We start from the raw sequence: 26234 nt of genomic DNA on the forward strand, positions 1-26234 counted from the left end.
AAAATAGGTTCCTCCTCTCCTAGATTACGTCAATGAGATAAATCAAATTGCTTGAATTACTCTGAGGGGTATTGATAGCAGTTTACCGACTCAAGGTCAAACTCTATAATGAGGTGCTTCTTTCTCACAGATGGACATAAGCCCCATGCGTATCCTTCAGGAAGCTCTTACCTTCGATGACGTTCTCTTGATTCCAGCCCATTCCACCGTTTTGCCCGCTGATGCCAATTTGCGGACTCCCCTGACTCGCGAGATTACCTTGAATATTCCATTGCTGTCAGCAGCGATGGATACGGTAACAGAAGCCCGTTTGGCGATTGCACTCGCCCAGGAAGGGGGGATGGGCATCCTCCATAAAAACATGAGCATTCAGGCGCAAGCTGACCAGGTGCGTACCGTAAAAAAATACGAAAGTGGCATTATCAAAAACCCGATAACCGTTGGACCTGATGCTACCATCCGTGACGTGTTGGCCTTGACCCGTGCCAACAACATTTCTGGCGTTCCAGTGGTGATTGGTGAAGATTTGGTTGGTATCGTTACCGGACGTGACCTGCGCTTTGAAACCAAGCTGGATGAGCCTGTCAGCACGATCATGACGCCGAAAGAGCGTTTGGTGACGGTGGAAGAGGGCGCAAGCAAAGGGCAAATCCGCAAATTGCTGCACACGCACCGTATTGAAAAAGTGCTGGTGATCAATGACAAATTCCAGTTACGTGGCTTGATCACGGTAAAAGACATCCAGAAATCCACCGATTTCCCGAATGCCTGTAAGGATGACCAAGGTCAATTGCTGGTCGGTGCAGCCGTCGGTGTAGGCTATGGCACAGAAGACCGGGTACGTGCGCTGGTCGAAGCAGGCGTGGACGTGATTATCGTCGATACCGCGCACGGGCATTCCCAAGGCGTCTTGGATCGCGTGTCATGGGTAAAGCAAAACTTCCCACAAGTGCAAGTCATTGGCGGCAATATTGCCACGGGCGAAGCAGCGCTGGCGCTGGTTGCAGCGGGTGCGGATGCGGTGAAAGTCGGCATCGGCCCCGGTTCTATTTGCACCACCCGTATCGTCGCGGGCGTAGGCGTGCCGCAAATCTCTGCGGTCATGAACGTCTCGAAAGCGCTGGAAGGTACAGGCGTACCTTTGATCGCTGACGGCGGTATCCGTTATTCCGGCGACATTGCCAAAGCTTTGGCAGCGGGTGCGCATACTGTGATGTTGGGCGGCATGTTCGCGGGCACGGAAGAAGCGCCGGGCGAAGTGGAATTGTTCCAGGGGCGTTCTTACAAATCTTACCGTGGCATGGGGTCTTTGGGCGCGATGGCGAAAGGTTCCAGCGACCGTTACTTCCAGGACGGCTCTGAAAACGCTGCTGACAAATTGGTGCCGGAAGGTATCGAAGGCCGTGTGCCTTACAAAGGTCCACTGGCACCGATTATCCACCAGATGATGGGTGGGGTACGTTCCAGCATGGGTTACGTGGGCTGCAAGGATATGGAAGAAATGCGCACCAAGCCGCAATTCGTGCGTATTTCCAGCGCAGGTATGCGTGAATCCCATGTCCATGACGTGGCCATTACCAAAGAATCGCCAAACTACCGGGTGTAAGTACCCCTCACCCCCAACCCCTCTCCCTCAAGGGGCGAGGGGAGCAAGAGAGTTTTTATGACACAGAATATTCATGCGGATCGTGTATTGATCCTTGATTTCGGTTCGCAATATACCCAGTTGATTGCGCGGCGGGTGCGCGAAGTGGGCGTCTACTGCGAAATTTACCCGTGGGATGTGGAGGCGCAAGCCGTCGCCGACTTCGGTGCTAAGGGCATTATCCTTTCCGGTGGCCCTGAGTCTGTGACGGGCAATGAGTCGCCGAAAGCCCCGGCTAATGTGTTCACGCTGGGCGTGCCGGTGCTGGGCATTTGCTACGGGATGCAAACCATGGCGGTGCAACTCGGTGGCACGGTGGAAACCTCTGACCATTGCGAATTTGGCTACGCGCAAGTACGGGCGCGTGGTCACACCGAATTATTGCGCGAAATCGAAGACCACGTTTCCCCGGATGGCTTTGGCTTGCTGGATGTGTGGATGTCGCACGGCGATAAAGTTATCACGTTGCCGGACGGTTTTACGCTGATGGCGAGCACTGATTCCGCGCCGATTGCGGGGATGGCGGATGAGTCACGGCATTTCTACGCGCTGCAATTCCACCCGGAAGTGACCCATACCAAGCAAGGCAAGCGCATTTTGCAACGTTTTGTGCAGGGCATTTGCGGCTGCGCAGGTTTGTGGACGACGGCGAATATCATCGACGAAAATATCCGTCTGGTGCGCGAAAAAGTCGGTTCGGATGAAGTGGTGCTAGGCTTGTCTGGCGGGGTGGATTCGTCGGTGGTTGCGGCGTTATTGCACAAGGCGATTGGTACGCAATTGACCTGCGTGTTCGTGGATACTGGCCTGTTGCGTTACCGCGAAGGCGATCAGGTGATGGCCATGTTCGCCGAACACATGGGGGTAAAAGTCATCCGTGTGGATGCGGAGGAGCGTTTCCTGTCAGCCCTTGCGGGCGTCACTGACCCGGAGAAGAAGCGCAAAATCATTGGCGGGTTGTTCATTGATATTTTCGATGAGGAGTCTTCCAAACTGACCAATGCGAAATGGTTGGCGCAAGGCACGATTTACCCGGATGTGATCGAGTCAGCGGGCGCGAAAACCGGCAAGGCGCATTTGATCAAGTCGCACCATAACGTGGGTGGCTTGCCGGAAAACATGAAGCTGGGGCTGGTCGAGCCGTTACGCGAATTGTTCAAGGACGAAGTGCGCGTGATGGGTGTGGAACTCGGTTTGCCGCCAGAAATGGTGTATCGCCACCCGTTCCCCGGCCCCGGTTTGGGTGTGCGGATTCTGGGCGAAGTGAAGAAGGAATACGCGGATTTGCTGCGTCTGGCTGACCACATCTTCATTGAAGAACTGCGCAAGCATGACTTGTATGACAAGACTTCGCAGGCATTTGCGGTGTTTTTGCCGGTGAAATCGGTGGGTGTGACGGGCGATGGTCGCCGTTATGATTACGTGATTGCGTTGCGGGCGGTGGAGACGATTGACTTCATGACGGCGCGTTGGGCGCATTTGCCGTATGAGTTGTTGGATCTGCTTTCTCGTCGAATTATCAATGAAATACGCGGGGTTTCTCGGGTGGTTTATGATATTTCCGGGAAGCCACCGGCTACGATTGAGTGGGAGTGAAGACCCTCACCCCCCAGCCCCCTCTCCCGGAGGTAGAGGGGGAGTAAGAATCCACATCTTCTCTTAGCCCCTCTACCTCTGGGAGAGGGGTTGGGGTGAGGGTCTTCTCATGACCTACCGCAACCACCTCTCCCCCCCACCTTCCCCTACGCTTGGGCATCCGACTGGGGCGAAGACCGCTACGGCCTCTGGCAAGCCTTCACCTACAAAGACGTGCGCCACGCCTTCCGCTGGATTCCACCCGGCGAATTCGACATGGGTTCACCCACAGATGAAAAAGGTCGTTGGGGAGATGAAACTTTGCACCGAGTTACCCTCACTCACGGCTTCTGGCTCGCCGAAACCACCGTCACCCAAGTCTTGTGGCAAACCATCATGGGTGCAAACCCCCGCCACTTTAAAGGCGATAACCGTCCAGTCGAAACCGTAAGCTGGGACGATGCTCAAACCTTTCTCGACAAACTCAACCAAATCCACCCCGATTTAAGCGTGCGCCTGCCGTGGGAAGCCGAATGGGAATACGCTTGCCGAGCGGGAACACAAACCCCCTTCAACTTCGGTGAAGAATTGACGCTGGACAACGTGAATTACCGGGGAACATGGGACTACAAGGAAAACGAATGGGGTGAGGGCGCTAAAAAATCAACGGCTGACGTTAAAACTTACCCTTGCAACGCTTGGGGCTTATACGAAATGCACGGTAACGTGTGGGAATGGTGTCAGGATGTGTGGCAAGAAAAATTACCGGCTTCGCCGGTTATAGACCCGGAGGGTATCGCCGGAGGCGATAAAGCAGGCGTCGGACGCGTCGTTCGCGGCGGTTCGTGGAACAACAACGGCAGGAACGTGCGTTCTGCCATCCGTAGCAGGGACGATCCCGCTAACCGCGACGGCCGCTTAGGCTTGCGGTTTGCCCTAGGTCTTGAGCTACAGCCAGCCCAGCAGTGCCGGGAGCGGCCTTGTGCTAAACTTCCTCCATAAACGTGCAACCTCACGAGTACCCGATGAAAATCCCCTACGGCCTGAGCAATTTCAAACAAGTCATCACTGATGGCTACGCCTACGTAGACAAAACCGACTACATCGCCAAGTTGGAAGACAGCGGCCGCCACATTATTCTGTTACGCCCACGCCGCTTCGGCAAAAGCCTGCTGCTGTCCGCGATGGAATATTACTACGACACCCAGCACGCGGCTGACTTCGAGACACTGTTCGGCAATCTGTACCTCGGCAAACACCCCACCCCCCTCAAAAACAGCTACCAAGTGCTGTTCATGGAATTCAGCGGCATCGACACAGGGGAGGGTGAAGCGCGTATTCACCAGCGGTTTAATGAAAAAATCACCACCAGCTTGCAAGGTTTCCTGCGCCGCTACGGTTATGCAGAAGCGCTGGGGGCGACAATTGAGCTAAAAACCTCGCCCGCTGCCAAAATGGAATATTTTTTTGAAGTCATGAGCGGGCAGAAAATCCTGCTGCTGATCGACGAATACGACCATTTCGCCAATACCCTGCTGGCGGCTGACATGAGTCTGTTCCAGCGTGTCGTCGGCAAAGGTGGCTTCGTGCGCAGCTTCTACGAAACCCTCAAAACTGCCACCCAACGGGGTACGTTAGACCGTTTATACATCACAGGTGTTACGCCCATCATGCTCGACAGCATGACCAGTGGTTTCAATATTGGCGAGAACCTTTCGCTACACGAAGATTTCAACGAAGCCATCGGGTTCACCAAAACAGAAGTGGCTGCCTTGCTCCAGCCCTTAGTGGAGGCGTGCAACCTTGAGCCTGATGCCCTGTTGTCGGACATCACCCGCTGGTACAACGGCTACCGCTTTGCTCCCGACGCTGACACGGTGTACAACGCCAATATGGTGCTGTATTTCATCAAAAACTTCCGCCTGAAACATTGTGCTTATCCAGACCCCATGCTGGATGAAAATATCGCCTCTGATTACGGCAAAATTCTTGGCATGTTCAGCATAGGCAACCGTGACACAAACTTCGCCGTGTTGGATGAGCTGATAACAAGTGGTGAGGTGACAGCGCAACAGCGCCGCAAATTCGACTTTGAAAAAGGCTTTGACCGCGACGATTTCATCAGTTTGTTGGGGTATATGGGTTTTGTGTCGTTGCAACGCAAAACCTTGGCGGGCGAAGCGTTCAGCATTCCCAATTACGTGATACAGGAATTGTACTTCCAGTATTTCAAAGTGGAACTGGAACGCCGTAACCAAATGACGATTTCCAACCAGGCTATTGCGTTGGCTGTTCAAGCACTGGCCTTGCAGGACGACATGCAGCCCTTGATCACCGAAATGGAGCGGGCGCTACAATTGCTCTCCAACCGCGATGCGATGGGGATGGATGAAAAGCACGTCAAAGTTTTGTTGCTCACTTTGCTGTATCAAACTTCGGTGTATTTCATCCAAAGCGAGCGGGAAATGAACCGCAAATACCCCGATATTTTACTGTTGGAGCGCAGCCCGATTGTGGTGGATCACCAGCATTTAATCGAACTGAAATACAGCAAACAATCCGACGGCGTAACTGGCTGGGAAGCCAAGCGCCAAGCGGGGATTACGCAAGTGCAGGGCTATTTACAACTACCTGATATTGCCGTCTTGCCCAAACTCAGCGCGTGGCTAATGATTAGCGATGGTGTGCGGGTGGAGGTAGTGAAACTAAAGTGATAGAGGTATAATCCCCAATAATAAATAAATCCAAGGGCACTGCCATGTTATACCTCCCGCGCCTCCTGCTGCTTTGGCTGTTATTGCTCACCAGCGCACACGCCAACCCGCTTTCCCCCGACCAAGTACCCGAACCCCTCAAACCGTGGGTCGGCTGGGTGTTGGATGGTCACAAAGACCTCGCCTGCCCCTACCTCTACAACGCCGCAGAACGCCAATGCGCCTGGCCGGGCAAACTGGATTTACAACTCACCAGCACCGGCGGCACGTTCACCCAACATTGGGAAGTGTACGGCGAAACCCAAATCCGCCTGCCCGGTGATGCGCAACACTGGCCGCAACAAGTCAGCAACGCCGACACTACCCCGCTGATCGTCACCGCCAGCGATAGCTACCCGGTCGTGACCCTCGCCGCAGGCAGCCATGACATTAGCGGGCAATTCGTGTGGGACAAACTGCCCGAAGCCCTGTTCGTCGCGCCCGCCACCGGCTTGGTGCAATTAAGCGTCAACGGCACGGCCATTACCACCCCCGAATTCAATACCGCAGGCAGTTTGTGGTTAAGCCGCAGCCCGCAGGAAGCCAGCGAAGACGGCCTCGAAGTACAAGTCTTCCGCAAAGTGCTGGATTCACACCCGCTCGAAGTCACCACCACGCTCCAGCTCCGCGTCGCGGGCAAGCAGCGTCAGGCCGAATTCGCCCCGGTATTGCTGGACGGTTTCATCCCGCTGCATCTGGATAGCCCCTTACCCACGCGCATGGGGCAGGATGGCAAGCTGCAAGTGCAACTGCGCCCCGGCGAATGGACGCTCAAACTCACCGGGCGTTCCCCCGCCAACCTCACCAGTTTAGCCTTGCCCGCCAGTGCAGCACCGTGGCCGAGCGAAGAGGTCTGGGTATTTGAAGCCGATGCGAGTATGCGTCAAGTGCAAGTCGAAGGCGTCAACAGCGTCGACCCCAGCCAGACTCGCTTGCCGGAAGAATGGGCACGATTCCCCGCTTACTTGATGACCACTGGCAGCAATATGAGCCTCGCAGAACAACATCGCGGCATGGCATCCAGCCCCGCACAAGTCAGCTTGAAGCGCCAGTTGTGGCTGGATTTCGACGGCAAGGGTTACACCCTGCAAGACCAATTGAACGGCACGCTGGCGCAACAGTCACGGCTGGAAGTCTTGCCCGACATCCGTTTGGGCAGGGTCAGCATTGACGGCACACCGCAATTGATTACCCAACAAGCGCAAGGGCAGGCGGATGGTGTGGAAGTGCGCCAGCGTGCCTTGTCGTTGGAAGCCGATAGCCGCTATGTCGCCGACCGTTCCAGCCCACCCGTCAGCGGTTGGCAACAGGAATTGCAACAAGTGAACACCACCCTGCATTTGCCGCCCGGCTGGTTGCTGTTTGCCGCGAGTGGTACGGATAATCTGCCGATGACATGGTTGCAACAATGGAGTTTGCTGGACTTGTTTCTGGTGCTCTTGGTGACAGTCGCCACGGGTTATTTGTATGGCTGGCAATGGGGCAGTGTTGCGGGGCTTGCCTTGTTGTTGACATGGCATCAGCCTGCTGCACCGCGTTTCATCTGGTTGAATTTGCTGGCGGTGACGGCGTTATTGCGTTCGGTACCTGCCGGAGCCATTCAGTCTTGGCTGGGGCGTTACCGCTGGCTGAGTTTGCTGATATTGGTACTGATCGTGTTGCCGTATACCATCGACACGGTGCGCACCGCACTTTACCCACAGTTGCAGGGCGGTGGTGGACAGGTGATGAGTTATCAGCAGGCTAATGTGGCTGTCGTTGCTCCCGCTGTAGAAGAGGCAGCCCCAGCAGCGGATATGCCTATGCCAGCAGCAGCACCAGCACCCATGATGAAATCCAGAGGGGAGTATGCTGCCGATAAACTGGAAAGTGGTTTGTCTACTCTCAGTTCTGGCTCTTACAATGCGCCCCGCAATGCCAAGCAGCAAGCCAACCTGCGCGATATTGACCCCAACAGCATGATCCAGACCGGCCCCGGCCTGCCCACCTGGCAATGGCAACAGGTGCAACTGGAATGGTCAGGCGTGATTCAGCCCGATGAGCGCATGGGCTTATGGTTATTGTCGCCGCTGGTGCATTCCTTGCTGAAAGTGCTGGGTGTGCTGATTTTATTGGTACTGGCGGCGCGTTTGGCCTTGCTGTCCGGCAATCTGCAAGGCTTGTGGCAAACCGTGCGGCAACCCGGTCGCTGGTGGTCAACAGGGCTGTTGCTGGTAGCCGTACCGTGGGTCTTGGCAGTGCCACAACCCGCTTGGGCAGAAACGCCTATGCCTGTAACCCCTGAACCTGAGCTATTACAAACCTTGCAGGAACGCTTGCTGCGTGCGCCAGATTGCGTGCCGGACTGTGCGCAAATCGAACAAATGAACCTGACGCTGGGTAACGATGGTTTGGCAGTACGCTTGCGGGTACATGCTGCAACGCAAGTCGCAGTACCTTTGCCGGTAAGCCAAAGCACTTGGTTGCCGACCACGGTGCTGGTCGATAATACCCCGACCCAAGCGCTGCGCCGCGATGCTGCCCAGCAATTGTGGGTGGTATTGGCGCAAGGTCAGCACGATGTGGTGTTGCAAGGCAGCTTGCCGACCCGTAGCAGCGTGGCCTTGCCTTTGCCGCTCAAGCCGCACCGGGTGACCTGGCAGGGCGAAGGCTGGCAAGTGAACGGCATCCGCGATAACGGCGTGCCCGAAGACCAGTTACAGCTCAACCGCACCGCCGCGACCACCAGCGAAGCCAATTTGCAGGATATGCCGAATTTACCCGCCTTCGTTAAAATCGGGCGGCGGCTTGATTTGGGGCTGGACTGGTATGTGACCACCACGGTCAGCCGCGTGTCCGACAGTGCCGCACCGATCAGTTTGTCGATTCCCTTGCTGCCGGGCGAACAGCCGTTGAGTGAGCAATTCACCATCAAGGACAATGCGGTACAAATCAACCTCAAGCCACAACAGGACACGCTGGAATGGACTTCGCGCCTGCCACAGGCCGAACAACTCCAGCTTACCGCCAGCCAGAACAATGCGTGGCTGGAAGAATGGCGGGTCGCCGCCAGCCCGGTCTGGCATGTTGAAGCGAGTGGCTTGCCCGTCAATGCCTACGAAGAAGCCGACGCGCAAGGCTCGTTGCTATGGAAACCGTGGGCAGGTGAAAAGCTCACTTTAGCGATCAATCGCCCCAGTGGGGTAGAAGGGCAAACCGTCACCCTGCTCGCCAGCCAGACACAGGTGGAAGTTGGCAAACGCGCCCGTGACGTGACCTTGCGCCTGAATCTACAAAGTAGCCGGGGTTCGCAACACAGCATCAGCCTGCCGGAAGGCACGGTGGTGCAAAGCCTGACGATTGACGGCACCAAACAGGCGATTCAGCAGCAGCAAGGCAAAGTCGTGTTGCCGCTCTTGCCGCGCAAACAGGAAGCCGTGCTGGAATGGCAGGAAAGTGGCGCAATGCCCTTGCATTACACCTTCCCTGCCGTGGATTTGGGCTTGCCGAGCGTGAACAGCGAAGCGACGTTACAACTGCCGGAAGACCGCTGGATTTTGTGGACACACGGACCCTTGCTGGGGCCTGCGGTGCTGTTCTGGGGCATGTTGGTGGTCTTACTGGTGTTGTCGATTGGCTTGGGGCGGTCGCGCCTTACCCCGCTGAAAAGCTGGCAGTGGTTTTTGCTGGGCATTGGTTTGAGCCAAAGCACGTCGTTTTTGATGGTGCTGATGGCGTTCTGGCTGATTGCTTTGGCGATGCGCGGCAAACTTTCGCTGGAGGGATGGAAACGTCCGACTTGGCAATTTAATGCGATGCAGGTAGGGCTGGCATTTTTGACGTTGATTGCGCTGGTAACGTTAGTGGGGGCGGTGGCCAAAGGCTTGTTGGGTTCGCCGAATATGCAGATTGTGGGCAACGGCTCGTGGGCGCAACAGTTGCAGTGGTATCAAGATCGGGTCGCGGGTGTATTGCCGCAGCCGGGCGTCATCAGCGTGCCGATTTTGTATTACCGTTTGCTGATGCTGGCTTGGGCATTGTGGCTGGCGGTGGCGTTGTTGGGTTGGTTACGTTGGGGTTGGGCTGCCATCAACCACGGTGGGTTGTGGCAGACGGAAGAGAAAACCACGCCTCCCCCAGCGCCTACACCACCCGATGCGCCACAAACTTACTGAGATTATCGAGGATCTCGCCGCCGCGTCGGAAGCCTAGTCCACAGGCTTCCCACGCAAAGAACACGCCTGCTTGATAGCTGCGCCCTTGCGCATCTTGCGGGTAGTCGGCGAATGCTTGATAAATGGTGCGGTAGCGGTCGTATTCGCCGGGGATTGACTTGATGATATTGCCAGCCGCGTCGTAAATGACGGTGTTGGCACCTTCACGCCCGAACATTTTTTTCGCGACCTGTTTTTTGCCTTGCAAGACTTCGGTGCGGGTTTCCAGCAGGTAGGGCGAATCCGGGAACAAGTCGTACAGCACTTTCATCATGCCCTTGCTCTGGAACAGCAGGGTGTAGGCCGGGTTGAGGATTACTGTATCGGTATTGCGGGTGATGTCATCGAGAATGCCGTTGATGCCGTCGGTTTGCAGGGCAATGTCTTCCCACGGGTAGAGCTTGAACCAGTAGTCGAAGCGCGTTCCGGCAGGGTTGAAAATGCCTTCTTGTTCCAGGAAGCCCACTTCATCCATGTAACAAAAATCGGTCTGGAAACCCGCATCATTCGCCATTTGTTGCAGGAAGCGCACGGTGCGTTCGTCTTCCGGCAGGTCGCGGATGCTGGAAAACAGGATGTTCTGGTAGTTGTAGGCATCACCGAACGTTTGCGGGTCTGCCTCGCCTGTGACCAAACGCTGGAAGTTTTTCACGAGGCTGTCGTACACCGTGTTGAATTGTGCGGCTTCGTTCATGCCGTTGGCTTTGAGCAGTGCCCATTGCACGATGGCCGTTTCAAACAGGCTGGTCGGGGTGTCGGCATTGAATTCAATCAGCTTGATCGGCAGGCCGTCGACACCACCCGCAAAATCGAAGCGTCCGTAAAGGTGACGGTGGTCGTTTTCCCAACTACGCCTGATCGGGTCGATGAGGTTGTAGGGAATATCGAGCGCCAGAAACAGGTCGTTGTCGATGACGTGCTGGGCTGCTTCCACGTACATGTCGTAGAGTGCATTGGCGGCGGTGTAATAGGCTTCTGTTTCGGCTTCGGTGACTTGCACGATTTCATCGGCGATATAGGGCTGGCCGTCGAGATCGGTATGCCAGGTCATGCCCACTTCTTCCATCAATGCAGGGCTGATGGGTTGTACTTTTTCCAGTTGAATCATGATTTAACCACCGAATGCGTTGGTGCCGGAACGGTTGCTGGGGTTGGATGTGCCGCTGTTGTTGCCGAAAAAGCCCGATTTGGGTTGTTGGCCTTGATTCGGGTTGACCGCGCGGGTATCCATGCCACCACTTTTGGGGCGACTGATGGAGGTTTGCGCCCGGCTGGCTTGTTGTTGCTGGTGTTGTTGGTAATTGGAGTTGCCCATCAGCTTGTTGGCAATCATGCCGCCTAGTAAAGCGCCAGCAGCGGATGCGAGAATGGTTTCACCCAGACTCAATCCCTGATTTTCGGCTATGGGCTGTGCCAGTTTGGAGGCGCCGTCTTCAACTCTTTTGGCTTCTGCCTCCGCCATTGTTTTTAGTTCTGCGGCCGTCAGGATGCGCTCGTTGCCGTTCAGGTCTTTGAGAATGGCGCGGGTTTCGCTTGCGGGGTATTTTTCTTTCAGCTCGTAGGTGTCGGGGTTAGCGCCAGTTTGCTGGATAATCATCAGCATACCTTCGCTTTTTGCGGCGTCTGAAAGGTTGTTGGGCGGTGGGGGCGTAGGGGGCTGATCACCGCCACAACCTTGCAGGCTGGTAAGAATGGTTAACCCAAGGCTACCTACCATTGAATAAGAAAAAATGCGTTTGATGTAAGGTTTGCTCATGTTAATGGGTCTCATGCCGATTGTCTGGAAAAGCTGTGGAATGTGCAGTTTACCGCGATAATTCACGGGTGCACGCACAAACCCTAACAATAAATGAAATTTTAAGAGAGTCTGCAATGAAAAAAATAATTGCCATTACATCCCTATTGGCTTCCTTATTTGTATCACCTTTAGTGATGGCAGAAGCCATCAATATCAACACTGCGGATGTTGCCGCGTTGGATTCTTTAGAAGGTATCGGCGCGAAGAAAGCCGAAGCTATTATTGCTTATCGTACTCAACACGGTGAGTTCAAGGCATTGGAAGAGCTAAAAGAAGTACCGGGTATTGGCGATAAAATGTTTGATAAGATTAAGGAAAATATTGCCCTGACAGACGGTACAACTCAGTCTGCTGAACCAGTAGCGGAAAAAGATGTCGAAAAGGTAGTGGATGTTGCTGATAAGCCTGCCGATAAGGCGACTACTGATGCAGCAGCAAGCGCTACAGTTGAGGTGAAGGATGAGAAAGCTGCTGTAAAAGAAGAGACGGCTGATAAAAAAGCTGATGCCGCAGTAGTAACCGATAAAGTATCTAATAAAGCCGAAGTCAAAGCAGATAAATCCTGATTGATTTTTGTTATCCTAAGATAGGCGTAGTAATAGTGCTCACGCCTATCCATTCATGAGGGTAAGCATGCAAACAACTAAAAAAATTCTAGTCACTGGCGGGGCGGGTTATATCGGTTCGCATACCTGCGTGGAACTGCTGGCAGCAGGCTTTCAGGTGGTGGTGCTGGATAATCTGTGTAACAGTTCGCCGGAATCATTGCGCCGAGTCGCCGAGATTAGCGGGCAAGCCAGCATTCCATTTTACGAAGGCGATATTCGTGACCCGGTGCTGCTCGATAGGATTTTTAAGGAACAGGCTATTTATAGCGTCATCCATTTCGCCGGTTTGAAAGCGGTGGGTGAGTCTGTCGAAAAACCACTGGAATATTACGACAACAATGTTGCAGGCACAGTGTCGCTATTGCAGGCGATGCAGCGGCATGGGGTCAGGAATATTGTATTCAGCTCCTCTGCCACGGTGTATGGCGACCCGCATACCACCCCGATTCAGGAACATTTCCCGCTGTCTGCAACCAACCCGTATGGGCGTTCTAAGCTGATGATTGAGGAAATGCTCGGCGACCTTTATAAGGCAGACCCTGCTTGGAAGATTGCTTTGTTGCGTTATTTTAATCCGGTTGGGGCACATGAAAGCGGCAAGATTGGCGAAGACCCGCAAGGTGTCCCCAATAACTTGATGCCCTACATTGCTCGTGTTGCCGTGGGGCAGTATGAATACCTGTCCGTGTTTGGCGGTGATTACCCGACACAGGATGGTACGGGCGTGCGTGATTATATTCACGTGGTGGATCTGGCAAAAGGTCATGTGAAAGCGCTGGAAGCTTTTCTGCGTGGGGATGTGCCTAACCTGCTACTGATTAACCTTGGTACTGGGCAAGGCTATTCGGTGCTGGATATGGTGAAAGCCTTTGCAGAAGCGAGTGGGCGTGAGGTGCCTTACCGTATTGTCGCGCGGCGTGCTGGTGATATTGCTTGTTGTTACGCTGATCCTGCTTTGGCAGAGCAATTGATTCACTGGAAAGCCGAGAAAAATCTAGTGGAAATGTGTCAGGACACGTGGCACTGGCAGAAGCATAACCCACAGGGATATAATTAATGCTTGTGCTATATAAATAGCGATAGAGGGTGTCAACTTGGTCTATAGTCCTGTTGTCTGCATATTGTTTACGTTTAGACGATCGGGAGTCGTGAACAATTGGCAGGGCATTTAGTATTTCATACGAAGAAGGCTAACCCCTTATCCCACTAAATTGTTAAAAATATTATCAGGGAGATCCCCCATGAAAATGACTTGGAAATTAGCATTTCCGTTTCTGGCTGCAATGATTCTATCAGCTTGTTCCAATAATATTCCTCAACATGCGGCGTTGCCCGGTTCTACAGCGAGTGTGGCATCAGCCAGTTTACCAACAGGTACATCAGGCAGTGACCGGATTGCACCGCAGGATTTGCTGGAAATTGATGTCTTTAAAGTGCCAGATCTTTCTAAAGAAGTACGTGTTGATGATAACGGCAATATTACCTTAGCGTTGATTGGAACGGTACATGCGCAAGGGATGTCAGCCAGCCAGTTGGAACAGCAGATTGCTGCCCGTCTGGAAAAGGATTACATGCATAATCCACAAGTGAATGTATTAGTGAAAGAAGCCACGGCAAGCAAAATTACCGTTTCCGGTGCAGTCAATACGCCGGGTGTTTACCCATTAGCAGGTGATACTACGCTGACGCAAGCAATTGCTTTGGCTCAAGGTTTAAGCCGTTTGGCCGTTAAGGATAATGTCACTGTCTTCCGCAACGGCAAGCCTTATACGGTGCTGTTGTCTGAAGTTGAAATGGGTAAAGTGGCTGACCCGGTTGTGATTGCAGGTGATAAAATTCAAGTGCATACATCCGTAACCAAAGAAGCAGTACAGGATTACGGTGGTGTAGGTGGTTTACTGTCACCCTTCACTTTGTTTCAGTAAGTATTAGTACTCTCACGGGTAAATAGTTTTAGGGCGGCTGGTTTCAGTCGCCCTTTTTGCATGGGTTCATTCGCTTTAGTCGTAACGCTTGCCTGCGTATTCGATCCAGCCACCTCGGCGGCCTTTAGGATCATGGTGTGTCCAGTGCAGCACGCCACCTCGGTTATTCCACACGTATTCGCCGCTGACGATAGCCGCTCCCCCTTCCTGAACCGGAATGCGCTGGGCAAGGTCAATATTGTGCGCCACCAGCAAGGTGATGTCGGGGGTCAGTGCCAGCAGGAAACGTTGATGTTGGCTGCCGTCGCGGTCATCTTGCAGCACTTTGACAACCTTGCCTTGTACCGTTGTCCAAAACTTAGCATTCGGGTCGTTTTGTGAACGGCTAATTTGATCAATGGCTTGGCGATAGTCATTGCTGCCGCCTGTGCTGGTACGGGTTTCTGCTGCAACGGCTGTTGACGATCGAGCGCTTTGCGAATTATTTGGCGCTTGATAGTATTGATAAAGCGCCAAGATGGCAGCACTGGCTAGGAAGACTAGCCCTTTCATAAGTTTTTGTTGCATGGGTTACTGTTGTTTTATCAGGTGCTGGGATTATTCTTAGCCGTTTTGTGCAAATAGGTGAGAATTTCTTCGCGTGCTTCGGTGAGTACCGAATCTCGATCCAGCGACTCTAGAATCCGCGCTACGGTGAGCTTGGGTCCAGAATCACCCCATGATTTACCATTTGCCAGCCATTCTTCAGCCACTCGGCCAACGACCAGGGTGCTATACCACGCGACAGCCCCTTGAGCAGCCCCTGTTAGGATAGTGGAAATACCACCCGTACCGAGTTTTAGAGCAGCAGAAACCAGATGCACCGCCCACACTGTACCTGCCAGCAATAGCATTTGCCCCAGTATGGTACGGATCAACTCACTGGCTTCATTGCGAGAAATGGGCAACCCGTACAGTTTTGACAGGTGAATGATCATGCTGGCATCAATTGCTGCGGCAGCGAGCAGGTCGGCAACGGGAATGGGGTTAAGAGCGACAGCAACACCTTTACCAAGGCAATACATGCGGATGGTTTTTTCGCCGAGTTCGCGTTTAATCGCAAGAATACGTTGTCCCACTTCCTTGCTGAGATGTCCAGCAAACAGGGAGGCATTGAGAGCGGAAAGGGTTTTGCCTTCTGCTTCGACAATATCCCACAAACGGGTTTTAAGGGCGCTAATATTGATTGGTCGTTCGCGTACCGTTTCCTGCTCTTCGCCATTTTCATCCACATAAATGACCGTTTGACGGTGAGCTTGAGCTGTCGTGAACACCAGATTTTCCGGGGCAATCAGGCCTTGGGTACGGGTACGCATAATACTACGTAACTGTTGTTGTTCTTTCTCTGTATAACGATCAACTTTATTGACGATTAACAGGGTAGGGCGATGTGTGCTGGTGACGGTTTTAAGTGCTTGAAACTCAACATCTGTCAGGTCGCCATCCACCACGAACAATACTAAGTCAGCACGATTGGCGACTTCATGTGCCATTTTTTCGCGGGATTCGCCGTCTATCTCATTGATGCCGGGAGTATCGATGAGGAAAATACCACCGTCACTGTATTCCTGCCATTGCTGCATATTGACACTGCGGGTTTCACCATGCAGAACGCTGACACTGAAAACCGATTTACCCAGCAAGGCATTGAGTAAGGATGATTTGCCAACACTCACACGCCCAAATACAGCAAGGTGTAAATGCCCGTGTTCTAGCTTATCAAGCATTCCTCGTACCTGAGTGTAATCGTCACGCAGGCTCTCACGAATATCGTCGGGAATGCGTTTGTCATCAAGTAACTGGCGTAAACTTTCGGTGGCGAGCTGTAAATGTGTATCGCCCGTTGTAGAAGCAGAGGTTGTCTCCGCTGGTACAGTCGCTTCTTCCTTACTTGCCCCGATACTGTTCAATAACCAATCTGGCAAATGTTTTTGTACGTTCTTCCAGATTTCCACTGAGCATCTCCTGAAATGTTGCTGCGGCAGGTGCTACTTTGAGCGTGCCACGTTGTTCGAGTGTATGGGCGACGGCATGACCGAGCGCATCAAAAATTAGCCCGTAAGCGACGGCATGTACTAAGCCTCCCGCAACTGTACCAATGCCGGGAAAGGCTTTTAAACCATTGCCAGCAACGGCCATGAGTAGCGGAATGCTTTTTTTCAGTTGTCCCTGACTGAAATTTAAAAACTGATCAATGTCGAGCGTACTGATTGGGCTATCGTACAGTTTGCATAATTCTTGAATCATGCGTGTGCCGATGACACCCTGAATCACCAAATCAGTACCTGGGCTGACAGAAGCCAGTGCACCCAGTATGGCTTTATGCGTAGAGCTACGCACGATTTTTTCAGCTTGTGAGCGGCGGTAATCGTCTCGAGTGGTATCAAGCTTTTCTTGTACCAAATTCAGTACGCTGGTATCGCGTTGCTGCGAAAGCCATTCCAGACGTTGGTCAATTTCGGTTTGCAAATGGGTGGATAGTGCAGAAATGTCCATTTTGCGGGGGCGTTGCACCATTTCTTCGCGCCCGTCGGGGTAAATGCGGAGAATTTCTTCTACACCACCAGACTGAATGAATACAATATTGGGTGATGCAACTTCACCGAAACGTGAGCGGATGCGTTGGGCGAGCTGTGTTTGTTCTTCTTTTGTGTATTGGTCACGTTTGTTGATGGCGATCAACATGGGCTTACCAAACGCGGCGAGTTCTAGTACGTCCTGATATTGGCTGCGGGTCAGATCGGAATCCGTGACATAGACTACGATTTGGGCGCGGATAGCTTCATCGCGTGCAGCGGCATCCAGTGTGCCTTCGGCTTCGTTGCGTCCTGGTAGGTCGGTCAACATCAGGTCATCGCCTGCAATGGTCTGCCAAGTGTATTCGCGGATGTCGCGGGTAGAGCCACCCCGTAGGTTGATTTCAACCCCTGCCTCTGGTAGCAATGCCTTGATAATGGAGGATTTTCCCGTGCTAACATCACCGAAAAACGCGATATGTACTTGTCCAGCGGCTTTGCGTGCATGTAGGCGGTCAAGTTCGACTTGCAGGTTGGCGGTATCCATGCCTGCCGTTTTGATCTGCTCGATTTCTTGAGTCAGGTTGGCTTCAGTGACAGGTTTGGGCGGCTGACGGGGAATGGTTTTTGCGCTTGGACCACCAAAGACAAGCTTAACAATAACCCAGCCGCTGAATAACACCACCGCCACAATCAGGGCGCTATAAGTGTAAAACAGCCATATCGGTAACTGTTGCAGGCGATCCCAGAGATCGAGAAAGTTCTTGGTGGCAAAAAACAGGAATAACAGGAATAACAGTGTCAGCAGCAACATGCCGCCTGCCAGTAGCCAGCGTAAGCGTTGGGTAATCTTCATGGTTGGTAAGGTTCTTCCAGTTCCTTGCGTTGACGATGGTTTTATCAATTATGGCGAGAATATCAGGGTCTGCTGGGTTCTCCAAATCCGTTGTGCGCATCGTACCTTTTGCACGTGCAAGATGCTTCTGCTAGGGTCGATGTTTTTGCGTAAACGCATGATCATAGCTTGGCCTATGCTACTGGATAAAAAAACATGAAAGAGCAAATAAATAAATATTTCCACTTTGGAGAGGTCGTCGCTGGTTACGACGTGCGAGTGTTGAATGAGCGTGAAGCACGTGCCGCAGCCGGTCTGCTGTTTGTGTGTGCGTTTATGTCATTTTTGTATGCGTATCGAACGATGGATTTCCGCTACACCAGTATTTTTATTATCTTTTTTTTGGTGGATTTCTTTATCCGCGTTTTGATTAACCCCAAATATGCACCTAGCCTGATTGTGGGGCGTTTTTTTGTATCACATCAAAAGCCAGAATACGTCGGCGCGGCGCAAAAGCGGTTTGCGTGGAGCATTGGTTTGATTCTCGCCATCGTCATGTTTCGCTGGGTTGTCCTGCTGGAAGTGATGACTCCGCTCAAAATCTACGTTTGCCTCGCCTGTTTAACCTTGCTTTTCAGTGAGGCCGCCTTTGGTATTTGCATTGGCTGTAGTATCTACAATCTGTTCAACCGCGCAAAAGCCAGGCATTGCCCCGGTGGTGTGTGTGAAATCAGGGTGAAAGAACCCATTCAAATGATCAATTGGGTGCAAGCCATCATCGCGGTAGTGGCGTTAGGTGTCGCCGGAACCGCGCTGTACAATAACTGGATTCAAACCTGAAACGGAGATAACTATGAAATTCAAAGTTGAAAAAATGATGTGCGGCGGTTGCGTCAGCAACGTGCAGTCCAAGCTGGAAGCATTGGAGGGTGTTACCAAAGCCACGGTTGATCTGGCCTCCGCCAGTGCCGAAGTCGAAGGTAGCGTTGAGGCTCAACAGGTTATCGACACCCTGAGTGCAGCCGGTTATCCCACTAGCCTGCAAAGCGATTAAGGCCATGTCAGCACCCACCATCCGCCTTTCCGTCACTGGCATGATGTGTGCCGGGTGCGTCGGCGCGGTCGAAAAAGCCCTGCAAGCGGTTGCCGGTGTCACTCAAGCCAACGTCAACCTGGCGGAACGCACTGCGATGGTCACGGGCGATGTTGACCCTGCCGCTGTAGTAAAAGCCGTCAAAGATGCCGGTTTCACCGCCGCCGTCATGCAAGGCCGTGCCGCCGAAGCTGAAAAGGAAGCGCACGAACAGCAGCAATACCAACACTTGTGGAAACGGGTGTGGGTTGCCGGGGTTCCGGGGGCTTTCCTGATGCTGGCGGGCATGATTCCGGGTTTCCTGCCCGGTATTGAGGGTGCAGGTCGCTGGTTTTGGCTGATTGCCGGGCTGGTGACGCTGGTGGTGATGGTCTATTCCGGCGGGCATTTCTACAAAGGCGCATGGCAGCAACTCAAGCACCGCAGCAGCAATATGGATACGCTGATCGCGCTCGGCACGGGCACGGCTTGGTTTTACTCGATGTTGGTGGTGCTGTTCCCGACGGTTGTCCCCTCGCTGGCGCGGCACGCTTACTTCGAGGCCGCGCTGGTGATCATCGCCTTGGTCAGTGTTGGTAATGCGCTGGAAATGCGGGCGCGGGGGCGCACGTCTGCCGCGATTAAAAGCTTGATGAAACTGCAACCGCCGATTGCCCACGTTATCCGCAACGGCGAAGATCTGGATTTGCCGTTGGAAGAGGTGGGGCTGGAAGAAACCCTGCGGGTGCGGGCGGGCGAAACCATTCCGTTGGACGGCAAGCTGCTGGAAGGCCAGTCGTATGTGGATGAATCCATGCTCACTGGCGAATCCGTGCCGGTTGCCAAAGTGGCGGGCGACAGCGTTACGGGTGGCACGATGAACGGTTCCGGCAGCTTTCTGATGCAGGTCAGTCATATCGGCGCGGATACGGTGTTGGCGCAAATCATCGACATGATCCGCCAAGCGCAAAGTTCCAAACCGGCGATTGCGCGGCTGGTGGATAAAGTGGCTTCGGTGTTTGTGCCGGTGGTGGTTTCCATCGCCATCCTTACCTTCATGCTGTGGTACTGGCTGGGGCCGGAACCTTCCTTGAGTTACGCGCTAGTCACGTCCATGACGGTGCTGGTGATTGCTTGCCCGTGTGCGCTGGGTTTGGCTACGCCGATTTCGATCATTGCCGGGGTCGGGCGGGCGGCGCAGTCCGGTATCCTGATCCGTAACGGTGATGCGTTGCAACAGGCCGCCAAACTGGACACCATCGTGCTGGATAAAACCGGCACCATTACCCAAGGCAAGCCTAGCCTCAACACGACCTACGTGGCGGACGGGCAGGATGCTGAACGTTTACTGCAAATGGCCGCCAGTCTGGAACGTGGTTCGGAACATCCCTTGGGCGAAACCATTCGTGCCGCCGCCAAGGGCAAAGGTTTGCAGGATTTGCCAGTTAAGGACTTCAACGCCATCGCCGGGCACGGTGTGCAAGCGACGGTCGACGGGCAAACGTATTTCATCGGTAATACCCGCCTGATGCAGCAGCAACATTTGGCGCTGGAACCTTGGCAAGCCCGCTTGCACGCGCTGGATGCGCAAGGCCAAACCCCGGTGTTTCTGGCCGATTCACAGCAAATCCTGATGCTGCTCGGCATTGCGGATGCCATCAAGGATGATGCAAAATCCAGCATTCAACGCCTGCAAGCTCAAGGGCTGAATGTCATTATGCTGACCGGCGACCGTCGGGAAGTGGCGGAACACATTGCGCAACAGGTTGGTATTCTCACGCTGCACGCCGACGTGCTGCCCGCCGACAAGTCACAGGTCATTGCGGACTTGCAACAGCAAGGCCACCGCGTTGCGATGGTGGGTGATGGGGTGAATGATGCCCCGGCACTGGCGCGGGCAGACATCGGCATCGCCATCGGGGCAGGCACGGATGTGGCGATTGCCGCCGCCGACATTACCCTGATGGGATCATCCCTGCGCGGGATTGCGGATGCGATTGCCATCTCCAAGGCCACCAACCGCACGATTTGGCAGAACCTGTTGGGTGCATTCGTCTACAACTCGTTGGGTATTCCGATAGCAGCAGGGGTGCTGTATCCCTTCATGGGGTTGTTGCTGAACCCGATGATTGCCGGGGCGGCGATGGCGTTGTCTTCCGTCACGGTTGTCACCAATGCCAATCGTTTGGCTAAAGCAAAGCTTCGCACGGCTGCACCTTCGCTGGGTGATACGGTATGATTGGCGCCGATTTAAACCATAAACAGGAATGCACCATGACCATTACCCATGTAGAAGGCAACGGCGGTTTGCCCTTTATCAACGTTAGCAATGACCATGCCAATGCCGTGATTTCGGTATACGCTGGGCAAGTGCTGTCTTTCCAGCTCAAAGGTGCGGCGGATGTATTGTTTGTCAGCGACAATGCTTATTACGCAGCAGGCAAGGCGATCAAGGGCGGCGTACCGATTTGCTGGCCGTGGTTTGGCGCTGACCCAGAAGGCAAAGGCCGCCCAGCACACGGTTTCATGCGTAACCGGATGTGGGAAGTGTGGGGCAGCAGCGAAAATGCCGACGGTTCCACCACCGTGACGCTGGGCGTGGCGTCTTCCCCGGAAACGCTGGCAATCTGGCCTCATGCGTTCAAGTTGGCCATGGAAATTACTGTCGGTAAAACCTTGCAGTTGGCATTGGTCACGCAGAATACCGGCGATCAGGCGTTCACTATTACCCAAGCACTGCACACCTATTTTGCCGTGGGCGATATTGCCAAAACGACTGTCACCGGGCTGGAAGGGACGCAATACCTCGACAAAGCCGCTGACGGTAACGGTGCAACCAAGCAGCAAACTGGCGCAATCAGCATCAACAGCGAAGTTGACCGCATTTACCTTGGCGTTCCGGCAGAATTGGCGATTGTCGATGGTGCACAGAACCGTACCATCCGTATCACTTCCAGCGGCAACAAAACCGCCGTGGTGTGGAACCCGTGGGCAAAAATCGCGGCAGGCATGGCAGATTTGCAGGATGACGATTACACCCGTTTCGTTTGCGTCGAAACCACCAATGCGGCGGACGACGTGGTAAACGTTCCGGCAGGCGGGGAATTCCGTTTGGTGGCGGAATACGGGGTATAATCCTACCCCATGAAAATTCAGGTCAGCGAACTCCTCGTCAAATTTTTGCACCGTTTGGGTGTCGATACCCTTTTTGGGATGCCCGGTGCACATATTTTGCCGGTTTACGATGACCTGTATGGGTCTGGTATCCAGACAGTGTTGGTCAAGCACGAACAAGGTGCGGCGTTCATGGCGGGTGGTTATGCCCGTGTGAGCGGCCGCATCGGTGCTTGCATCACCACCGCTGGCCCCGGTGCCAGTAACCTGATTACCGGCATTGCTAACGCCTATGCTGACAAATTGCCGGTGCTGGTGATTACTGGCGAAGCGCCCACCTACATTTTTGGGCGCGGCGGCTTGCAGGAAAGTTCGGGCGAAGGCGGCAGCATCGACCAAACCGCGCTGTTTTCCGGCGTGACCCGCTACCACAAGCTGATCGAACGTACCGATTATCTCGTCAATGTGCTCAATCAAGCGGCACGGCAACTGGTGTCGGATGTCCCCGGCCCCGTGGTCTTAAGCATTCCGGTGAATGTGCAAAAAGAACTGGTGGATGCGTCGATTCTCGACAAGCTGCCCGATTTACACCCTTTGCCAAAGCTGAAAATTGCCCCGCAAACGCTGGAACAGTGCGGTGACATGATCCGTAGCGCCAAGCGCCCCGTGGTGTTGGCAGGTTATGGCTGCATCCAGTCCGCTACCGCCCATGATGCCTTGTGCGAATTCAGTCAGCGTTTGAATATTCCAGTCGCTTCCAGTTTGAAAGGCAAGGGCGCGATTGATGAGCGTTCGGCACTCTCACTCGGCAGTTTAGGGGTGACTTCTAGTGGTCATGCCATGCACTATTTTATGCATGAAGCTGACCTGATTATTTTGCTGGGTGCGGGTTTTAATGAACGCACCAGTTATGTGTGGAATGCCGCGTTATTAAACGGCAAAAAGATTATTCAAGTCGACCGCAATGTGACGCAACTGGAAAAGGTCTTCAAGGCTGATTTGGCGATTCAATCCGACCTTGGGGATTTTTTACAGTCGATTAATGGTTGGTGCGCTCAGCAGGTTATTGAGCCGAAAATTTGCCCGGATTTGGCTGCCTTCAAACGTGGCATCGACCAGCAAATGGAAGCAGACGGCACGGTGATTTTCGGTGAACAGTTTGATTTGGTAAAAACCTTTTTCGCCTTACTGGAACAGCAGTTTAACGATGGCATCGTTTTGGTGGACGATAATATTATTTTTGCGCAGAATTTTTATCGCGTCACCCCTCAAGATCATTTTGTACCGAATACCGGGGTTTCATCGCTGGGTCATGCTATCCCAGCAGCGATTGGTTCACGCTTTACGGTAGACAAGCCAACTTTTGCGGTGATTGGCGATGGTGGTTTTCAAATGTGCTGCATGGAGATCATGACAGCGGTGAATTACCACATTCCCTTAAACATTGTGTTGTTCAATAACCAGACTTTGGGATTGATCCGTAAAAACCAGCATCAGCAGTATGAACAGCGTTTTCTGGATTGCGATTTTAAAAACCCGGATTATGCTTTGTTGGCGCAATCGTTCGGGATTAACCATTTTAAAATAGAAACAGATGCCGATTGCGAACAGGTGTTTGCACAAGCCGATTTTCATCACGGGATTAACCTGATCGAACTGATGATTGATCAGGATGCTTACCCGAATTATTCCTCACGCCGCTAAGGGTTGCTTATGTCGGGTGTTACTGACTTTTACCGCTTCATTATCAGCATTCCGGTGGCTGATCGCCCGCCGCATTTGCGCAATTGCTTGGAAAGCATTTACCAGCTGGGTGAGCGTTATGCTTATCGCGGCGGTATAACGATCGTGGTTGCGGAAGACAGTCGTGAACCGCCGCATATTGACGCGCACAAGGCGTTAGTAGCGGAGTATTGCGCGAAAGGCTTGGACGTTATTCATTTCGATTTGCCCGAACAATATCAGGTATTGCAAAGCATCCCGGCAGCGCAGCGCCAGCAGTTAGGCAGGGTGCTGACCACGCAACCGGCTGAACGCTTTTACCGTAAGGGGCAGGCCGCCAACCGCAACCTCAGCTACCTGAAAATGCTGCAACTCACTGAGGATAAAGAGCGCACCCTGTATTATCTGGTGGATAGCGACCAGTTGTTTTTGCCGGAACTGGATTATTTTCACCACATCAACCAGATTTTCCAAACCAATGACATTGCGATGCTGACCGGGAAACTGGTGGGCGACCCGCCGGTATCGCCTGCGGTGATGGCGGCTAATTTTCTGGATGACGTGACGGCTTTTCTGCATGAAATCGCTGGGCTTGAGCCACAGTCTGATTGTCAGTTTCACCGTGACACGCCCTTGCCGGGGGATGCGGCTTATCACGACATGGCGAACATGTTTGGCTTTAAGCAGCAGGTAGAGCATTTTGACTACCGTTGTCCGTTAACGGGGGCGCATGACCATACGGCTTGTTTGGCGACCTTTGCCGGGCGTTTGCAGGCGTTCTTTTTTGGGGAACACCTGACCCGCAAAACGGCGTTTCAGCCTGATAGCGCTGTGACGGCACTGGCTCCGGCACGCACGATTTACCCCGGTAATTACATCGTCAATTTTGAGGGGCTGAAGTACATTATTCCGTTTGGGCATTTGCGGTTGCGCATGTCGGGGCCAACAGCGGGGCGCTTGATTCAGGCTGAAATCGGCGCACGTTTTGTGTCGGCCAACTTGCCGATGTTGCACAAGCGCACGACCGCTGAGGACGAAGGATTCCGCCCCGGTGTGGAACAGCAGCATGATGCCGCGATGGATATTTCAGACGAGTTTGAACGTCAGTTTTTTGGCGATTTAATGCTGTTTTCGGTGGTGGAATGGTTTAAGCACTACGACCTGACGCAATTAGCGGATGGCGAACGTTTGCAGCAGGTGGTGGATAAGGTTGAAGCCGACATGCTGGCTTTGTATCGGGCGAAGCATCAGGCGGTGAATAGCCGTCGCCGCGAGCTTGAAACGTGGGTCAAGGCGCAACAAGGCTGGGCTGGAACGCCTGCGCTGCACCAGATTGCGCAATTCCTGCGCAATATTGAGCTGAATTTTGGGGATGAGGCCAAGGCGTGGCAGCAGATACAATCTGCCGCACACAGGCAGGGACGTAAGCAACAGATTGTTGATGCGTTGTTGCATTATCGGGCTGAGCGAGGGGTGTGGGCAGCCACTATTTCTGGTGGTGTAGATCGAGCGGTTTGCGGGCTTTAGCACCCGCAAACCGGCAAAAAAGATTAATGATCGTTGCGGAAATGCCGCTTAAACATAGTTTGTAGGCGCTTGGGTAAACGGGATAGCACCTGTAGCAGCAGCTCCTTCAGTGGAGGGCTATAATGTCTCTCCCAGCCGATGTGACTCCATAGATAGAAATTGATCGAATTGGGTGTAGTTACTATCCAACCAAACGCCAACGCGCTTGCGTTCAGCAATGCTCATCAGATCGCGGTTGTTGGCTGCTGCCCAGAAACTTAAGTTGCTGAAATCAACTTTCTGCATCAGGTTGGGTTGCAGCTTTTTCAGGGTGACAAAGTGAGCACCTTGTTCTTGCGCTTTGCGATAAGTCGCTGATTGTTCAAAGTTACTGAAGTCTTCACCGCGCCCATGGTTCTGCACGATAACGACTTGCACACCTTTCGGTTGCTGTTCCAGTAGCTTGTTCAGCAGGAACATGGAGTCTGCGCCATCATCCATAACATGCCAAAGGTAAGCCGGGCGATTCAGTTCAGCAAAAATGCCAAATACATCGCTTTCTTCGATCCATTGATTCAGGTGTTTGCCCGTTTGGGCGGCAAGGTCTACCAGAATGTGGGTGTCTGGGTACGTTTCTGCTGTTTCAAGGATAGCGTCCAAACTATCGTATTTTTCTACATTCAGTGGTGCGGTGAATTCAGTGTAAAAGCGCGAAAATGTGCCATGTGACTGGTCGGTGTCAAAACCAGCAAAGGCGACACCTCTATCAATGAAATATTGCGCCAGTAAACGGGTGGTAAGGGATTTACCGACGCCGCCTTTTTCGCCTCCGATGAAATGGATGCTGCTCATTGTTTTCTCCGTATTGGTAGTATCGAAAGAGTTATTGCTTATCGTGAAATGAATGATTGATTGATCAAATTGTGGGATACC

20 protein-coding genes are annotated in these 26234 nt (G+C 53.3%); 14 read left to right on the top strand and 6 right to left on the bottom strand.

All coding sequences use genetic code 11. The features are described from left to right. Window positions 1-145 precede the first annotated feature (145 nt). The 5 genes from guaB to Q394_RS18935 all read left to right on the top strand — a co-directional run bounded on the left by guaB (window position 146) and on the right by Q394_RS18935 (window position 10127). On the top strand, window positions 146-1606 hold the full coding sequence (gene guaB, locus Q394_RS0103235; protein ID WP_028488014.1) for an IMP dehydrogenase: 1461 nt from the start codon (window positions 146-148) through the stop codon (window positions 1604-1606). Between the two features lie 57 nt (window positions 1607-1663). Further along, window positions 1664-3241 (top strand): glutamine-hydrolyzing GMP synthase, encoded by a 1578-nt coding sequence (gene guaA, locus Q394_RS0103240; RefSeq protein WP_028488015.1) that lies wholly within the window; start codon window positions 1664-1666, stop codon window positions 3239-3241. A gap of 255 nt (window positions 3242-3496) precedes the next feature. Beyond that, on the top strand, window positions 3497-4222 hold the full coding sequence (locus Q394_RS18930; protein WP_245606723.1) for a formylglycine-generating enzyme family protein: 726 nt from the start codon (window positions 3497-3499) through the stop codon (window positions 4220-4222). Between the two features lie 23 nt (window positions 4223-4245). Continuing rightward, window positions 4246-5934, top strand: a complete 1689-nt coding sequence (locus Q394_RS0103250) for an AAA family ATPase (RefSeq protein ID WP_028488016.1) — start codon at window positions 4246-4248, stop codon at window positions 5932-5934. Window positions 5935-5978: 44 nt separating this feature from the next. Next, window positions 5979-10127 (top strand): heme-copper oxidase family protein, encoded by a 4149-nt coding sequence (locus Q394_RS18935; protein ID WP_038140332.1) that lies wholly within the window; start codon window positions 5979-5981, stop codon window positions 10125-10127. On the opposite strand, the gene Q394_RS0103260 is transcribed toward Q394_RS18935, so the two are convergent. Both Q394_RS0103260 and Q394_RS0103265 read right to left on the bottom strand, forming a co-directional pair. Next, entirely contained in the window at window positions 10096-11274 is a 1179-nt protein-coding gene (locus Q394_RS0103260) for a glutathionylspermidine synthase family protein (protein ID WP_028488017.1), read from the bottom strand. The two genes, Q394_RS18935 and Q394_RS0103260, sit on opposite strands and share 32 nt — an antisense overlap. A gap of 3 nt (window positions 11275-11277) precedes the next feature. Further along, the gene (locus Q394_RS0103265) at window positions 11278-11922 is read right to left on the bottom strand and encodes a Cj0371 family chemotaxis-regulating polar lipoprotein (RefSeq protein ID WP_028488018.1); all 645 of its coding nucleotides are present in this window, start codon (window positions 11920-11922) and stop codon (window positions 11278-11280) included. Window positions 11923-12038: 116 nt separating this feature from the next. Between Q394_RS0103265 and Q394_RS21265 the strand changes: the two genes are divergently transcribed. The 3 genes from Q394_RS21265 to Q394_RS18945 all read left to right on the top strand — a co-directional run bounded on the left by Q394_RS21265 (window position 12039) and on the right by Q394_RS18945 (window position 14497). Then, complete coding sequence (locus Q394_RS21265; RefSeq protein WP_051542694.1) at window positions 12039-12530, top strand: ComEA family DNA-binding protein; 492 nt, start codon at window positions 12039-12041, stop codon at window positions 12528-12530. Between the two features lie 67 nt (window positions 12531-12597). Further along, window positions 12598-13629, top strand: a complete 1032-nt coding sequence (gene galE / locus Q394_RS0103275) for a UDP-glucose 4-epimerase GalE (protein WP_028488019.1) — start codon at window positions 12598-12600, stop codon at window positions 13627-13629. Between the two features lie 184 nt (window positions 13630-13813). Further along, window positions 13814-14497, top strand: a complete 684-nt coding sequence (locus Q394_RS18945) for a polysaccharide biosynthesis/export family protein (RefSeq protein ID WP_051542697.1) — start codon at window positions 13814-13816, stop codon at window positions 14495-14497. A 75-nt stretch (window positions 14498-14572) separates the two neighbouring features. On the opposite strand, the gene Q394_RS0103285 is transcribed toward Q394_RS18945, so the two are convergent. The 3 genes from Q394_RS0103285 to Q394_RS0103295 are packed head-to-tail and all read right to left on the bottom strand — an operon-like array spanning window position 14573 to window position 17908. Continuing rightward, complete coding sequence (locus tag Q394_RS0103285; RefSeq protein ID WP_028488020.1) at window positions 14573-15064, bottom strand: DUF3465 domain-containing protein; 492 nt, start codon at window positions 15062-15064, stop codon at window positions 14573-14575. A gap of 17 nt (window positions 15065-15081) precedes the next feature. Then, the gene (locus Q394_RS18950) at window positions 15082-16491 is read right to left on the bottom strand and encodes a GTP-binding protein (RefSeq protein WP_245606724.1); all 1410 of its coding nucleotides are present in this window, start codon (window positions 16489-16491) and stop codon (window positions 15082-15084) included. After that, window positions 16424-17908, bottom strand: coding sequence for a GTPase (locus Q394_RS0103295; RefSeq protein ID WP_028488021.1), 1485 nt, complete (start codon window positions 17906-17908; stop codon window positions 16424-16426). The genes Q394_RS18950 and Q394_RS0103295 overlap by 68 nt, the downstream gene beginning before the upstream one ends. 195 nt (window positions 17909-18103) lie before the next feature. Here Q394_RS0103295 and Q394_RS18955 point away from each other — a divergent pair, with 195 nt between their 5' ends. The 6 genes from Q394_RS18955 to Q394_RS18970 are packed head-to-tail and all read left to right on the top strand — an operon-like array spanning window position 18104 to window position 25322. Next, window positions 18104-18727, top strand: coding sequence for a DUF4395 domain-containing protein (locus tag Q394_RS18955; protein ID WP_051542700.1), 624 nt, complete (start codon window positions 18104-18106; stop codon window positions 18725-18727). A 13-nt stretch (window positions 18728-18740) separates the two neighbouring features. Continuing rightward, window positions 18741-18941 (top strand): heavy-metal-associated domain-containing protein, encoded by a 201-nt coding sequence (locus tag Q394_RS18960; protein ID WP_038140335.1) that lies wholly within the window; start codon window positions 18741-18743, stop codon window positions 18939-18941. A gap of 4 nt (window positions 18942-18945) precedes the next feature. Further along, window positions 18946-21198 carry a heavy metal translocating P-type ATPase gene (locus tag Q394_RS18965; RefSeq protein WP_051542704.1) on the top strand — a complete coding sequence of 751 codons (2253 nt, stop codon included), beginning with the start codon at window positions 18946-18948 and terminating at the stop codon, window positions 21196-21198. Between the two features lie 35 nt (window positions 21199-21233). Beyond that, on the top strand, window positions 21234-22094 hold the full coding sequence (locus Q394_RS0103320; protein WP_245606725.1) for a D-hexose-6-phosphate mutarotase: 861 nt from the start codon (window positions 21234-21236) through the stop codon (window positions 22092-22094). 9 nt (window positions 22095-22103) lie between these two features. Then, the gene (locus Q394_RS0103325) at window positions 22104-23777 is read left to right on the top strand and encodes a thiamine pyrophosphate-binding protein (RefSeq protein WP_028488024.1); all 1674 of its coding nucleotides are present in this window, start codon (window positions 22104-22106) and stop codon (window positions 23775-23777) included. Window positions 23778-23786: 9 nt separating this feature from the next. Continuing rightward, on the top strand, window positions 23787-25322 hold the full coding sequence (locus tag Q394_RS18970) for a hypothetical protein (RefSeq protein ID WP_051542707.1): 1536 nt from the start codon (window positions 23787-23789) through the stop codon (window positions 25320-25322). Between the two features lie 117 nt (window positions 25323-25439). Here the strand turns inward: Q394_RS18970 and Q394_RS18975 are convergent, their stop codons facing one another. Next, complete coding sequence (locus Q394_RS18975; RefSeq protein WP_051542710.1) at window positions 25440-26153, bottom strand: P-loop NTPase family protein; 714 nt, start codon at window positions 26151-26153, stop codon at window positions 25440-25442. Between the last annotated feature and the right edge of the window lie 81 nt (window positions 26154-26234).

Source organism: Thiothrix lacustris DSM 21227, from assembly GCF_000621325.1.
Lineage (GTDB): Bacteria > Pseudomonadota > Gammaproteobacteria > Thiotrichales > Thiotrichaceae > Thiothrix > Thiothrix lacustris.

Excerpts from the sequence above, each read along its gene's own strand:
- guaB (WP_028488014.1), top strand. The coding sequence starts at position 146 with ATGCGTATCCTTCAGGAAGCTCTTACCTTCGATGACGTTCTCTTGATT.
- guaA (WP_028488015.1), top strand. The coding sequence starts at position 1,664 with ATGACACAGAATATTCATGCGGATCGTGTATTGATCCTTGATTTCGGT.
- Q394_RS18930 (WP_245606723.1), top strand. The coding sequence starts at position 3,497 with ATGGGTTCACCCACAGATGAAAAAGGTCGTTGGGGAGATGAAACTTTG.
- Q394_RS0103250 (WP_028488016.1), top strand. The coding sequence starts at position 4,246 with ATGAAAATCCCCTACGGCCTGAGCAATTTCAAACAAGTCATCACTGAT.
- Q394_RS18935 (WP_038140332.1), top strand. The coding sequence starts at position 5,979 with ATGTTATACCTCCCGCGCCTCCTGCTGCTTTGGCTGTTATTGCTCACC.
- Q394_RS0103260 (WP_028488017.1), bottom strand. The coding sequence starts at position 11,274 with ATGATTCAACTGGAAAAAGTACAACCCATCAGCCCTGCATTGATGGAA.
- Q394_RS0103265 (WP_028488018.1), bottom strand. The coding sequence starts at position 11,922 with ATGAGCAAACCTTACATCAAACGCATTTTTTCTTATTCAATGGTAGGT.
- Q394_RS21265 (WP_051542694.1), top strand. The coding sequence starts at position 12,039 with ATGAAAAAAATAATTGCCATTACATCCCTATTGGCTTCCTTATTTGTA.
- galE (WP_028488019.1), top strand. The coding sequence starts at position 12,598 with ATGCAAACAACTAAAAAAATTCTAGTCACTGGCGGGGCGGGTTATATC.
- Q394_RS18945 (WP_051542697.1), top strand. The coding sequence starts at position 13,814 with ATGAAAATGACTTGGAAATTAGCATTTCCGTTTCTGGCTGCAATGATT.
- Q394_RS0103285 (WP_028488020.1), bottom strand. The coding sequence starts at position 15,064 with ATGCAACAAAAACTTATGAAAGGGCTAGTCTTCCTAGCCAGTGCTGCC.
- Q394_RS0103295 (WP_028488021.1), bottom strand. The coding sequence starts at position 17,908 with ATGAAGATTACCCAACGCTTACGCTGGCTACTGGCAGGCGGCATGTTG.
- Q394_RS18955 (WP_051542700.1), top strand. The coding sequence starts at position 18,104 with ATGAAAGAGCAAATAAATAAATATTTCCACTTTGGAGAGGTCGTCGCT.
- Q394_RS18960 (WP_038140335.1), top strand. The coding sequence starts at position 18,741 with ATGAAATTCAAAGTTGAAAAAATGATGTGCGGCGGTTGCGTCAGCAAC.
- Q394_RS18965 (WP_051542704.1), top strand. The coding sequence starts at position 18,946 with ATGTCAGCACCCACCATCCGCCTTTCCGTCACTGGCATGATGTGTGCC.
- Q394_RS0103320 (WP_245606725.1), top strand. The coding sequence starts at position 21,234 with ATGACCATTACCCATGTAGAAGGCAACGGCGGTTTGCCCTTTATCAAC.
- Q394_RS0103325 (WP_028488024.1), top strand. The coding sequence starts at position 22,104 with ATGAAAATTCAGGTCAGCGAACTCCTCGTCAAATTTTTGCACCGTTTG.
- Q394_RS18970 (WP_051542707.1), top strand. The coding sequence starts at position 23,787 with ATGTCGGGTGTTACTGACTTTTACCGCTTCATTATCAGCATTCCGGTG.
- Q394_RS18975 (WP_051542710.1), bottom strand. The coding sequence starts at position 26,153 with ATGAGCAGCATCCATTTCATCGGAGGCGAAAAAGGCGGCGTCGGTAAA.